The organism is Microcoleus sp. MOSTC5 (assembly GCF_036701825.1).
Lineage (GTDB): Bacteria > Cyanobacteriota > Cyanobacteriia > Cyanobacteriales > Microcoleaceae > Microcoleus > Microcoleus asticus.
Map to the genome: position 1 here is coordinate 99,972 of NZ_JAUBRK010000004.1, position 13,630 is coordinate 113,601.

At 47.9% G+C, this 13,630-nt stretch carries 6 protein-coding genes; 2 read left to right on the plus strand and 4 right to left on the minus strand.

Features of this window, described 5'->3' with window-relative positions; all coding sequences use genetic code 11:
* Positions 1-64: 64 nt before the first annotated feature.
* Positions 65-2,587 (minus strand): EAL domain-containing protein, encoded by a 2,523-nt coding sequence (locus QUA54_RS03005; protein ID WP_333413144.1) that lies wholly within the window; start codon positions 2,585-2,587, stop codon positions 65-67.
* Between the two features lie 302 nt (positions 2,588-2,889).
* Between QUA54_RS03005 and dapB the strand changes: the two genes are divergently transcribed.
* Together dapB and QUA54_RS03015 are read left to right on the plus strand one after the other, a co-directional pair.
* The gene (gene dapB, locus QUA54_RS03010; protein WP_172191861.1) at positions 2,890-3,717 is read left to right on the plus strand and encodes a 4-hydroxy-tetrahydrodipicolinate reductase; all 828 of its coding nucleotides are present in this window, start codon (positions 2,890-2,892) and stop codon (positions 3,715-3,717) included.
* Between the two features lie 181 nt (positions 3,718-3,898).
* The gene (locus QUA54_RS03015) at positions 3,899-4,609 is read left to right on the plus strand and encodes a phosphate ABC transporter permease (protein WP_333413147.1); all 711 of its coding nucleotides are present in this window, start codon (positions 3,899-3,901) and stop codon (positions 4,607-4,609) included.
* Positions 4,610-4,703: 94 nt separating this feature from the next.
* Here the strand turns inward: QUA54_RS03015 and QUA54_RS03020 are convergent, their stop codons facing one another.
* The 3 genes from QUA54_RS03020 to QUA54_RS03030 all read right to left on the minus strand — a co-directional run bounded on the left by QUA54_RS03020 (position 4,704) and on the right by QUA54_RS03030 (position 13,374).
* Complete coding sequence (locus QUA54_RS03020) at positions 4,704-7,844, minus strand: efflux RND transporter permease subunit (protein ID WP_333413149.1); 3,141 nt, start codon at positions 7,842-7,844, stop codon at positions 4,704-4,706.
* A gap of 174 nt (positions 7,845-8,018) precedes the next feature.
* Complete coding sequence (locus tag QUA54_RS03025; RefSeq protein ID WP_333413151.1) at positions 8,019-11,156, minus strand: efflux RND transporter permease subunit; 3,138 nt, start codon at positions 11,154-11,156, stop codon at positions 8,019-8,021.
* Positions 11,157-11,391: 235 nt separating this feature from the next.
* A complete protein-coding gene (locus tag QUA54_RS03030) occupies positions 11,392-13,374 on the minus strand; it encodes an efflux RND transporter periplasmic adaptor subunit (protein WP_333413153.1) in 1,983 nt (660 codons plus the stop codon).
* Positions 13,375-13,630 lie beyond the last annotated feature (256 nt).

A 13,630-nucleotide genomic window follows, 5' to 3' on the forward strand; every position in this document is an offset into this window, starting at 1 on the left:
GGGAACCAGATCGACTTTCAATTTTAGTTCTAACGTACAATAACTAATAACTAATAACCCACAACTACCACTGTGGCTCGGAAGCCATCAAAGCAGTCGCAGCCTCGCTCGGTAACGGTTTAGCAAAAAAATAACCCTGACCGTATTCGCAGCCGATCGACCTCAACCTAGCTAATTGTGCCGCCGTCTCCACACCCTCAGCAATCACATCCATACCCAAAGCGTGAGCCAGCGCCACAATCGTCCGCACGATCGCCACATTCTCCCCCTCGCTTTCGATCTCCATCCGCCCCACAAACGACTTATCAACTTTCAAAGTATCCGTAGGAAACCGACTCAAATAACTCAACGACGAATAACCCGTGCCAAAATCATCAATTCCCAAGTTGACATTTAACGCTTTCATCTGCTTCAAAACCGCGATCGCCGACTCCACATCATCCATCACCACACTCTCAGTAATCTCCAACTTCAAACTCTCGGGGCTCAAACCCGTTGCCCCCAAAATAGCCTGAATGCGATCGACCAAATCCGGCTGAGCAAACTGCTTCCCAGATAAATTTACACTCATAATCAAAGGCCGATCGAAATCAAACATTTCCTCCCACCGTCGCAACTGCCGGCAAGCCTCCTCCAGCACCCAGTCGCCCAGCGGCACAATGGCCCCCGTTTCCTCAGCCACCGGAATAAACTTCACCGGCGAAATCAAGCCCCGCAGCGGGTGCTGCCAGCGTACCAAAGCCTCAAACCCAATAATCCTCCCGCTTGCCAAAGATACAAAAGGCTGGTAGTGCAGCAAAAACTCCTGACGCTTGAGGGCCATCCGCAAATCAGTCTCCAACTGCAACCTCTCCACCGCCAAAGCGTGCATCGAAGCATTAAACACCTGATACCTTCCCGTTCCCAAAGCCTTCGCCCGGTACATCGCCGTGTGGGCGTCCCTCAGCAAGTGTTCCGGCTGTTCGCTCACAGTAGCAGCGGGTTCGCCCCCCAGGGCAATCCCGATGCTCGCCGTCACAAACACCTCCTGCCCATTCAACTCAAAGGGCACAATTAAAGCTTGGTGAATGCGATCGGCCAAATCCACCGCACTGCCAACATCAACATTCCTCACCAAAATCGCAAAATCGTCGCCCCCCACCCGCGCCACAGTATCCCCGGAGCCAATACTTGCCCTCAACCGCTGCACTACCGACATCAGCAGTTCGTCCCCCGCCAAATGACCCAAAGAATCATTAATCACCTTAAACCTGTCTAAATCCAAAAACAGCACCGCAAACAGATAGCTGCGGCGGCCCCTAGTATTGGCGATCGCCCGCCCCAGACAATCCACGAACAAATCCCGGTTGGGCAAACCCGTCAGAGAATCGTGAAAAGCATCGTAAAGCTTCCTGTAAGCGCTGACGCCCCCACCAGTCAACACCAAACTCAAAGCCGGCGACACCAGCGGCACCCACCCACCCCCAGTAAAAATCCCAAAACTAATCCCCAACAGACCCATCAACGCCGCACCCCCAACTAATCCCGCCCTCGCAGGGTGCTGAATCCGCCAAGCCACAACCCCGCCTACCATCGCCCAAGTACCGTTCCACAAAATTTCCGCCCATTCCGGCCACACCCAAAACACCGATCGCCCATCCAAAACAGCACTCAATATTTGGCTGAGCATTTGCGCGTGCACCAGCACCCCCGGCATTTTCGGACTTTGCTTTTTAACCGGGCTGTAGGGCGTCAGAAACACGTCTCTGGTGCTAGGTGCAGTCGTCCCGATCAGCACGATCTTGTCTTTTACCCAACTCGGGTCAACTTCTCCGTTCAACACCTGCCGGATACTGACTTGTCGCGCCACCTGCTTGCCAGAACGGTATTTGAGCAGAATTTGGTAGCCTCTGGCGTCAATATTTGCATAGCCGCCGCTGTCAGAAGTTAAAGGCACAAATTCTGCTTTTCCCCAGTTGATTTGTTTGGGATTAATCGGGCTAATTGTCGGCAGCAGTCTGTCTTTGAGATACAACAAAGCCACTTGCATAGAAAACGAGAAAGCAGCAGTCTTCTGTGCTTGCGAGACTGAAAGTAAATTGCGGCGTACAACGCCGTCAGCATCGAGCACGAAGTCGTTAAAACCAACCCGATCGGGCGGTATCCCCGGAGGCGCCGGCACTCCCGGACTTTCTGAATCGCTCAATTGGTTGATCGCCACAACATTCGGTGCTTTCAGCGCGGCCAGCAATTCTTGGTGTCCCGGCGCTTGAGGCAAATCCCGGTACAAATCCAAGCCTATGACTTTTGGCTGATACTTTTGCAGTTTTGTCAAGGTTTGAGCGATCGCCTTGTCGGAAATCGGAAATCTCCCCAAAGCTTGAATATCGGCCTCAGAAATTGCCACTACCAGCAGCCGCGGATCGGGGCCGGAATCTAGCTGCAAGCGCACTAACGAGTCAAAGCTCCCCAATTCCCAGCTTTGCAGGCCTCCCAACTGCCTAACTCCCATATTTAGCAGCGTTACAGTCGCGCCCGCCAGCATTGCAGGCAAAATCCTGACCCGTCGGTTTTGAGAACTCAGGTCGAAGCCAGTTGCGACAGACATTACAAATCGAAGATTCCGAGAGAAGTTGGCAGTCACAAAAAAAATATGTCGGTGCAAATTAGCTTTGCCCAAGTCTGTTCTTACAGAATTGGGCTTAATATGAGATTGAATATAATTTTTTCAGAACTTGTGCCGCAACCGAGTTTCTTTAAGCTAATAACTCGATTTGGCAAAGTATTTCTCGGATGGGAACCGGGTTTCTGAAGATTTGCCGACAAATTCTGTCTTTAATTCCTTGTTTCCCCAAATTCCCACAAGCGTTAAAATTTAGTCGATCGAACTTTCTGGATATTTTTGAGATTATGGCGAATCAACTTCCGATTCCGGTGATTGTTAACGGTGCAGCAGGCAAAATGGGCCGTGAAGTAATTAAGGCGATCGCCCATGCTAGTGACATGACCTTATTTGGGGCTGTAGACCGCTCTCCTGAGTGCCTCAACGCCGATGCCGGGGAATTAGCCGGATGCGGCCCGCTAGAAGTTCCCATCACTGACGACTTGCAAGGAATGCTGGTATTAGCTGCTCAGGAAAAGCAGTTAGGGGTAATGGTAGATTTTACGCACCCGAAGTCGGTTTATGAAAACGTGCGATCGGCTATAGCTTACGGGATTCGCCCCGTAGTCGGCACTACCGGATTGAGCAGCAAGCAAATTGAAAACTTAGCTGAATTCGCTGAAAAAGCCAGCACTGGATGTTTGATTATACCGAATTTCTCGATCGGCATGGTTTTGCTCCAACAAGCCGCTGTCACGGCATCTCAGTATTTTGAACACGTAGAAATTATCGAGCTGCACCACAATCAAAAAGCCGACGCCCCCAGCGGTACGGCAATTCAAACTGCCCAAATGCTAGCAGAAATGGGAAAAACATTCAATCCCCCCGAGGTGGATGAAACCGAAAAATTAGCCGGAGCTCGGGGCTCTTTAGCCGATGAAGGGATTCGCATTCACAGCATCCGTTTACCCGGTTTAATTGCCCACCAAGAGGTAATTTTTGGCGGCGCCGGTCAAGTTTATACTTTACGACATGATACGAGCGATCGAGCTTGTTATATGCCCGGAGTGTTGCTGTCTATACGCAAAGTCCTTGAACTGCGATCGCTCGTTTACGGTCTGGAAAAGATCTTGTAGTCATTAGTCATTAGTCATTAGTCATTAGTCCTTGGTAATGTGGAATTAATCTAACTTCTAACTTATGACTTCTGACTTCTGATTTCAACATCAATCCCTTAAATCCGTTACAACGCTTATACAATCCCCTGCCGAACAGACATCCGTTGCATTTGTTACAAAATCTGTTGCCGAACTTCCTATGCTAATTCCCTTAACCCGCGAAACCTTTCAAGAACTAATTCCCGCCGTCGCCACGGGAGCGCAATACAAATATATCTGGGGAAAACCGCCCGATTTTTTAAGGCGAATGTTAATCTCAGCGGTAACAGTAGTTTTCGTGCTGATATTCTATAACTTCGCCGGTTCCGATGTCGCGCCGCTAGTTTTAATCACCGGATTGATAGCTGGTTTGTACTGGCTGTGGGGGCCGATTTTGTGGGCGAGTTTGCGGAATGCAGAATGCCGCAAATATAAATACTGCGGTTTTTGGCAAGGGCGAGTTTTGGATATTTATATCACAGATGAAGTCACAAGTCAAGAAGAAACAGTCAATCAAAAAGGACAACTCGTAATTGTTGACAACTTAGAACCGCGAATTAATTTAGAAGTTGGCGACAAAACCGGATTTACCACTACACTCCGAGCTCCCTTGCAGAAAAACCACCAAGGAATTGCCCCCGGTCAAGCTGCTTTAATGTTAATCATGTCAAATCAAGAAGATTTGGGCCGGATTGCTAAAGTTTCAGATATTTACATTCCCAGCCGCGAAGTGTGGGTGAGTGACTATCCTTATTTGCGTAAAGATGTATTTGTTGAGATGAGTCAGCAAATTAAGAAAGGCAGGAAAAAAGACCGCGATCGCACGAATCAAAGCAGAGATGTAAAAAGGCGATCGCCCGCTGATTATTAATTAATAAAACAGAGTCCCTAATCCACGTTCAAGATTGTACTCGGCGGTTGAAAACGCCCAGTCTAATAAAGAAGTTTTCAACGCGGATTTGGTATTAATTTCTGCTCGAAGGTCGAGTTTTCGGACGCCAGAAAAATTCAGACAGCTTCATTTTTGGTTGACCTAGCCGTTTGCGCCACGCTTCCATATAAGTGTAAAATACCGGAGTAAGATACAGCGTTAAAACTTGCGAAAACAGCAATCCACCGACGATCGCAATTCCCAACGGGCGGCGCGATTCGGAACCGCTACCAACTCCCAGGGCGATCGGCAAAGTTCCAATTAAAGCCGCCATCGTTGTCATCATAATCGGACGGAAGCGGACGATGCACGCTTCGTAAATGGCATCAAACGCGCTTCTGCCTTCTTGGCGCTGTTTCTCGATCGCAAAATCTACCAGCATAATACCGTTTTTCTTGACAATTCCCACCAGCAGAATAATCCCGATAAACGAATAGAGATTGAGTTCAACCTGAAAGATTACCAGCGTTAACAGTGCACCAAATCCGGCTGACGGCAAACCTGACAAAATTGTCAGCGGGTGAATGAAATCCTCGTACAAAATGCCGAGAATTAAATAAATCACCACAATAGAAACCAGCAACAACCAACCTAGATCGTTAAAAGATTGGTTGAATACCTGTGCGGCACCTTGGAAACTTGTTGTCACTGACGGCGGCAAAACATCCTTTGCAACTTTCTCGATAGCTGCGGTTGCTTGATTCAGCGATGTGCCTGGAAGAGTGTCAAAGGAGATTGTAGCAGAGGGCAATCCAGTTAGGTGATTGACGGTTAGCGGGCCGACTGTTTGGGTGACATTTGCGATCGCACTTAGCGATATCATTTGTCCGGTGTTCGATCGCACGTACAGCATCGACAAAGCACTCGGATCGCGCTGATACTCAGGCTTTAGTTCTAACACAACCGTAAATTGATTGTTCGGGGTATAAATCGTCGAAACTTGTCCAGAACCGTAAGCTGCGCTGAGGGTTTTTTGCACTTGTTGAGCGCTAACTCCGACGGTTGTGGCTTTGTCGCGATCGACTTTAACTTGAAGCTGAGGCGTGCTCAGTTGTAAATCGCTATCCACACCGCGCAATCCCGGTAGCGTTTTGATTTTAGCTAACAATTCCGGCACCGCTTGACGCAGCGCTTGCAAGTCTAAACTTTGCACCGTAAACTGATATTGTGAATTCGTTTGTTGACCGCCGATCGGAATCGCAGCAGGAGAGCGTAAAAAAGCTTGAATGCCGGGAATTCCGCGCAATTTAGGAGTGAGTTGTTGGATGATTTCGTCGGCACTGAGGCGGCGCTGCGATCGGGGTTTGAGCCTAATGGTGATGCGTCCGTTGTTCGCGGATGCGTTCGGGCCGCTCGCACCCACGGTTGAGTTCAACGCTGCGATGTTGGGATTTTTCCGAATAATATCAACGACTTTTTGTTGGTGAAGCAGCATATCTTCAAACGAAATATCTTGCGCTCCTTTTGTGTTAGCCATCAGTTGTCCGGTGTCTTCAGTCGGAATAAAGCCTTTCGGAACCAGAACGAACAGATAAGCCGTAAACACCAGCAGAATTACAGAAGCAATCAGCGTTACGAAACGGTATTTCAAAACAGGTTTTAGCGTCCATTCATATCCTTGCAGCAACAGCTCGAATCCCCGCTCTGAAAGGTTGTAGAAGCGGTTTTGTGGGTGTTGGTGGGACGATTTGAGAAATCGACTGCACAACATCGGCGTGAGGCTCAGAGAAACAAATCCCGAAACCAAAATTGCCACAGAAATTGTTACAGCAAATTCGTGGAATAACCGACCGATCAACCCACCCATAAACATGATGGGAATAAATACGGCGACTAATGAAAGCGTCATTGAAACAATGGTAAAACCAATTTCTTTCGACCCTTTTAATGCTGCTTCTAGCGGTGCTTCTCCCATTTCTTGGTGGCGAACAATATTTTCGAGAACCACGATCGCATCATCCACCACAAACCCCACTGAAAGCGTCAGCGCCATCAGAGACAGGTTATCTAACGAGTATCCCAACTGATACATCACCGCAAACGTGCCGATAATCGCCACAGGTAAAGCTAAACTCGGAATTACCGTCGCTGTGAGGTTCCGTAAAAATAGAAAAATCACTAAGACAACCAGACACACCGACAAAACTAAGGAGAACTTCACATCGTCTACAGAAGCCCGAATTGATTGAGAGCGATCGTACATAATTCCCATTTCGATCGATTGGGGAATTTGTTGTTTGAGGGCGGGTAACATTTGCACGATCGAATCGACGATTTCGACAGTATTTCCATCGGGTTGAGGCTGTACTGCCAGCAAGATTGCAGGTTGATTTGTAACATTTTTATCGGTGTACAAATTCAAGACTTTGTTATTCTGCACGTCGTCAATCACGTTTCCTAAATCTTGCAGCCGCACTGCTGCGCCATTTTTGTAAGCAACGATCAGCGATCGATATTCTGCTGCACGGTTCAATTGACCGTTTACCTGAATTAAATAGCTTTTGTTATCGCCAGAAAGGCTTCCGGTTGGCAAGTTTACATTTCCTTGCGTAACTGCGGTTCTAACTTGATCTAATCCGATTCCCCTTGAGGTCAATTCTCGCGGATCGAGTTGAATCCGCACTGCATATTGTTTCTGCCCGTAAACCTGCACTTGTGCCACACCGTCGATCGCTGAAATAGGTTGTGCGATCGTCACTTCTGCTGCTTCATCCACTTCTGCAATTGGCAGGGTTTTTGAGTACAAATAAAGGTATAGAACCGGCGCAACTGAAGGGTTAACTTTCCGGTAGGTTGGCGGTTTGGGCATTCCAGATGGCAATGAACCTGCGGCGGCGGCGATCGCAGCTTGTACGTCTTTAGCAGCAGAATTCACACTGCGGCTGAAGTCGAATTGTAGGGAAATGTTTGCGCTACCGGTGGAACTGGTGGAGTTAAACGAATTGAGGCCAGCTATTTCAGTGAACTGTCTTTCTAGCGGCGCGGCAACTGAGGATGACATTGTTTCGGGGGTTGCACCGGGTAAGCTAGCGGAGACACTTACAAAGGGATATTCAACGTGAGGTAGGGCGCTAATTGGTAGCAGAAAATAACTCATTAAACCGAAGATTAGGATGCCGATTGTGACCAGTGCGGTCATTACTGGGCGACGGATAAATATTTCTGAAAGGTTCATAAAACTTAGTTGGTAGTGAGATGTCGAACCGTGAGGACACGGCAGTGCCGTGTCCCTACAATTAATCGGGGTAGGGAAACGGCATTGCCGTCTCCTCTTCGCGAGGATAATCGATTATTTTGGGGTAGGGAAATGGCATTGCCGTGTCCTCTTAAAACGGTTATTTTACCGTCCTCATTTAAATGAAAAAACTTGCCGAAACTTCACCTCATTGAGCTTTTTCCGCCACGATTCCATGTAGATGTAAAAGACGGGCGTGAGATACAGTGTCAAAACTTGTGAAAACAAAAGTCCGCCGACAACGGCAATTCCTAACGGGCGGCGAGATTCCGAACCCGCACCAACTCCAAGGGCGATCGGCAAGGTTCCCATTAATGCCGCCATTGTGGTCATCATAATCGGTCGGAACCGCACTAAACACGCTTGATAGATTGCTTCCGCTGGTTTTTTGCCGTCGTTGCGCTGGGCTTCGATCGCAAAATCCACCATCATAATGCCGTTTTTCTTAACAATCCCTACCAGCAAGATGATGCCGATGAATGAATAAACGTTGAGCTCAACGCCAAACAACATCAGCGTTAATAATGCGCCAAATCCCGCCGAAGGCAATCCCGACAGAATTGTAATTGGATGGATGAAATCTTCGTACAAAATACCGAGAATCAAATAGATGACGAGAATTGCGATCGCCAACAGGATACCCAAACTCGGTAGCGAACTTTGAAATCCTTGGCTCGCACCCTTATAATTGGTAGAAATACTGTCAGGAATTACCGATTTCACGATTTTGTCGATCGCACTATTTGCCGTTCCCAGCGCCACCCCAGGAGCGAGGTTGTAGGAAATTGTCGCAGCATTCATCCGCCCGACGTGGTTGACAATTAACGGTGCAGTTCCCGGAGTGATTTTGGCAAACGTTGCTAGCGGTACTTGTGTTTGACCGCCAGAATCATCACTCGAATTACTGCTTGTTGTCGCAATGTAAAGCTGCATCAAAGCATTTGGATCTTTTTGATACTTTGGTTCTAGTTCCAAAATAACTTGATACTCGTTGCTTGCACCGTAAATCGTGGAAACTTGGTAAGCGCCGTAAGCATTTCTCAGGGTGTTTTCAATTTGACTGGCAGTAATTCCTAATGCTGAGGCTTTGTCGCGATCGATATCAATTTTGATTTGAGAAGTCATCTGCAAATCGCTATTAACATCCTGAATTTCTGGCATTGCTTTCATTTTGTCAACCAGTTGCGGGACGTATTGCCGCAGCGGTAGAACGTCAGAACTTTGCAGCGCGAGTTGATACAATCCAGTGCTTTGTTGAGTGCCCAGCGGGATTGCCGGAGGATTTTGCAAGAAAACTTGAATGCCGGGAATCTCTGCTAGTTGCGATCGCAAATTCTGCACAATTTCATCGGCTCCCATCTCCCGCTGCGAGATCGGTTTCAGCCGAATAAACAAGCTTCCCGAATTTCCGGCAACTGCCGCCCCGCCGCCATTTGCACTCGCTCCTGCCCCGATATTCGAGTTAACTGCTTCCACATTTGGATCTTGGCGAATCGCGCTGACAACGGCTTGCTGGTGGCGAACTAATTCATCAAAAGAGGCATCTTGTGCAGCTTGAGTAATGCCCGTGATTTGTCCGGTGTCTTGGCTGGGAATAAAGCCTTTGGGAACCGCAACAAACAATCCAACTGTGACAAACACCATTGCGAATGACAAAATCATCGTGGTGCGGTGATATTTTAAAACTTTCTTGAGGCTCCAATCGTACAAACTTAAAAAGACCTCGAATACATACTCTGAAGCTCGATAAAGCCGGCTTTGATTGGCGTGATTTACCGGACGCAAAAAACGGCTGCACAACATCGGTGTCAGACTCAAAGATACAAAGCCTGAAACCAAAATTGAAACTGCAATCGTCACTGCAAATTCATGAAACAAGCGCCCCAACAACTCGCTCATAAATAACATCGGAATAAACACCGCCACCAAGGAAAGCGTCATCGATAAAATCGTAAAGCCGATTTCCCTAGACCCGTTTAGCGCCGCTTCTCGCGGGCTTTCTCCTTCTTCTATGTGGCGGACGATGTTTTCGAGCATGACGATCGCATCATCGACTACAAAGCCGACGGATAGCGTCAGTGCCATCATCGACAAGTTATCTAGCGAGTAGTCCAATAAGTGCATGACGCCAAAGGTTGCGATCAGGGAAACCGGCAGCGCTAAACTGGGAATGACTGTTGCAGACAGATTGCGTAAAAATAAGAAGATAACTAAGATAACTAGGGCGATAGTCAAAACGAGCGTAAACCGAACGTCCTCAACCGAATCGCGAATCGATTGAGACGCATCGTACATCACCCCAAGATCGATCGAACTCGGAATCTGAGTTTTTAAGTTGGGCAGCAATTTTTGAATCGTTTCTACAACTTCTACAGTATTTGTGCCCGGCTGTCTTTGAATCGTGAGGATAATTGCGCGATCGTTGTTATACCAACTAGCAAGTTGAGTATTTTCTACGCTGTCAACCACTCGCCCTAATTGTTCGAGATAAATAGGCTGTCCATTTTTGTACGTCACGATTAAACGGCGGAATGCTGCTGCATCCTGAAGCTGTCCGTTGGTTTGCACGGTAAAGTTTTTATGGCTACCGGAAAGGCTTCCTGTCGGTAAGTTGACGTTTCCTTGTTCGATCGCAGTTTGCACTTGATCGATGCCAATTTGCCGCGTTGCTAACTGTTGCGGATCGAGTTGAATTCTAGCAGCATATTTTTGAGAACCGTAAATCTGTACTTGCGCCACACCGGCGATTGTCGAAAGCTTTTGCGCTAGATAGGTTTGTGCGTATTTATCAACCTCAGAAAGCGGAAGCGTTGGTGAAGTGAGATAAAGGTAAAGAATTGGCCCGTCGGCGGGATTGACTTTGCTGTAAGTCGGCGGATTTGGCAAATCGTTGGGCATTTGGCCCGAGGCCGAGGAAATAGCCGATTCCACATCTTGCGCCGCATCGTCAATATTGTGGCTGAGATTGAACTGAAGCGTAATTTGAGTTTTGCCGCTGGTACTGGTTGAGGTTAGCGTATCGAGTCCAGCAATGCTGGAAAATTGCTTTTCTAGCGGGCGCGCCACCGATGCAGCCATCGTTTCCGGGCTGGCGCCGGGCCGGGAAGCGCTGACTTGAATCGTGGGATAATCGACGTTTGGCAAATCGCTAATCGGCAGTAAGCGATAACTCATCCAACCAAAAATCAGAATGGCCGCCATCACCAAGGTGGTCATAATTGGACGGCGAATAAACGGTTCTGAGAGATTCATTATATCAATTCCGGTTTTACCGGAATGACTGTTGACTGTTGACTGTTGACTGTTGACTGTTGACTGTTGACTGTTGACTGTTGACTGTCAGTCGCAAAACTGAATGATGGTTGACTATTTAACCTTCGACTTCGCGATCTGGCAATAACGAAACGAAGTGAAGCAATTGCAGGGGTTTGAGATTACTTTTGTCTGCAAAATAACTTTCGATAATCCAAATATAAAATCGCTCGCCCTAGGGATTTTTGCGCGATTTCCATGACTTATTTCCCGATGAATTAGAGTCGCCGCCAGATTTTACACCTGTTTCTTTGGCTCCAGATGTGTCTGAATTATTATTGCCTTTAGTATTATCTGAATTATCTTTAGCATCCGCTGCGGTTTTAATGCGAATCTTGCTACCATCAACCAGATTTGCTTGTCCGTCGGTGACAACTTCATCACCCGCATCCAGACCTTTTTGAATCACAGTTAAGCCGTTGATTGTATTGCTGACAACTACAGGCACATTTTCCACTGTATCGTCTTCTTGGGCGACAAACACGAATTGTCCGTTCGGCCCTGTCTGTACAGCTTGTGAGGGAACAACAATCGCATTTGGTTGTTGACTTAATGTTAGAGTTATGTTAACAAATTGACCGGGAAAAAGTTTGCCATCTGCGTTATTAAAGTCGCCAATCAGTTGAATTGAACCAGTGGCATTGTCAACCGTATTGTTCACAAATGACAAGGTTCCCGATATCGGACGATTGTTTCCGGCAAAGGTGACATCAACTTTAAGTTTGCCGTTGTCTGCGTATTTTTGGATGTCTGGGAGGTTGGATTCAGGAACCGAAAAGGCAACTTGAATTGGATTAATTGTGGAGATTGTCACCAAGGGTTTGTCGGTGCTTGGTTGCACCACATTGCCTTCTGTCACCAGCACATTTCCGGCGCGCCCGTCGATCGGCGCATAGACCTTGGTATAGGATGATTCCACCTGAGCATTTTTCAAGGCACCGCCGTCCGCACTCAACCCAGCTTGAGAACCCTCGATCGCAGCCCGATCGCCTTCCACGACAGCCCGAGCATTCTCAATCCCCACTAAATCGCTTTTCACCGCCGTCTCAGCATTCTCAATCCCTACTAGATCGCTTTTTACCGCCGTCTCAGCATTGGCGATCGCCACTTCATCACTTTTGACGGCTGCCTCAGCATTGGCAATCCCGATGCGATCGCTCTTCACCGCCGTCTCAGCATTGGCGATCGCTTGCTGGTCAAGATCGACCGTTGCCGCAGCGGCTCGGCTGCTGGTAGCGTATTGTTGGGCTTGATCTTGACTGATTACTCCTTGCTGGTAGAGAGCTGCGTACCGTTGACTTTGTGCTTCGGCATATTGGGCTTGAGCTCGATCTTTGGTCAAGGTGGCGATCGCTTGCTTGACTGCGCCTTGGTCTTTTTCCAGAGTCATTCTGGCTTGTTCGACGACTCCTTTGTCTTTAGCCAGAGTCATTCTGGCTTGCTGGACAATTCCTCGGTCTTTTTCCAGGGTCGCTTTGGCTTGCTCGACAATTCCTCGGTCTTTGTCCAGGGTTGCTCTGGCTTGTTCGACAACTCCTCGGTCTTTAGAAAGGTTGGCTGTGGCTTGTTGCACCTGTGCTTGGCTTTTTGCTACGATTCCTTGAGCTTGCTGGATCGAGGCAGTTTGAGAGCGATCGTCGATCGAAAACAGCAGTTGTCCTTTCTTAACTTCTTGTCCTTTCTTGAAATAAACTCCTGTAATCCGCCCGCTAGCTTGTGCTGTCACCGAGACAGTAGAACTCGATTGCACGTTGCCGATCGCTTGCAACTGTATCGGAACAGTTTTTTGCGTTACTGTTGCCACCGTTACCGGAGTCACTTGCAGTCTGCCGCTGCGGCTCGGTTTTTCCGCTTTAGGAGCAGTCGATCGCTGCCAAACCAAAAATCCCAACCCACCCACCAGCAGCAACCCCAGCAAAAACAGCGCAATCCGCCCTTTCGCCAGCACCTTTTCCGTCGGTTGTTTGGCTGCAACACTGTCCGCCGGTTTGCTCTCCGGCAAAGTTGGAGCTTCCTGAAAAACTTCACGGAGAGCGTCCTTTGGAGTTTCACTAACAATTTCTACGTTATGCGTCGGTTGCTCGTTCAGCTTCTGATTTTCGTCAGGAACTTTAGGGCGAGTGCCATTCCGACTTTCACTAATAATTTCCTCGATCATCACAAACCTCCTTTGTAACTAACATCTTGCACTATTCTCAAAAACAGGCTTTCCGACCTGTTCTACAAAAGATGAATTTTATCGCTTCACAGGCATCTTTCCTGTTCGTAAAAGGCTTATTAACAATGGTGCAAAAGGTGAGCAACATCTCATTTGTAACTAACATCTTGTATCATTTATCATTCTCAAGAACAGGCAAGATGCCTGTTCCACAACACATCAATTTTCTTGTGGAGTAGGTCGGAGAACCCGCGCA

Excerpts from the sequence above, each read along its gene's own strand:
- QUA54_RS03025 (WP_333413151.1), bottom strand. The coding sequence starts at position 11,156 with ATGAATCTCTCAGAACCGTTTATTCGCCGTCCAATTATGACCACCTTG.
- QUA54_RS03005 (WP_333413144.1), bottom strand. The coding sequence starts at position 2,587 with ATGTCTGTCGCAACTGGCTTCGACCTGAGTTCTCAAAACCGACGGGTC.
- QUA54_RS03015 (WP_333413147.1), top strand. The coding sequence starts at position 3,899 with ATGCTAATTCCCTTAACCCGCGAAACCTTTCAAGAACTAATTCCCGCC.
- dapB (WP_172191861.1), top strand. The coding sequence starts at position 2,890 with ATGGCGAATCAACTTCCGATTCCGGTGATTGTTAACGGTGCAGCAGGC.
- QUA54_RS03030 (WP_333413153.1), bottom strand. The coding sequence starts at position 13,374 with ATGATCGAGGAAATTATTAGTGAAAGTCGGAATGGCACTCGCCCTAAA.
- QUA54_RS03020 (WP_333413149.1), bottom strand. The coding sequence starts at position 7,844 with ATGAACCTTTCAGAAATATTTATCCGTCGCCCAGTAATGACCGCACTG.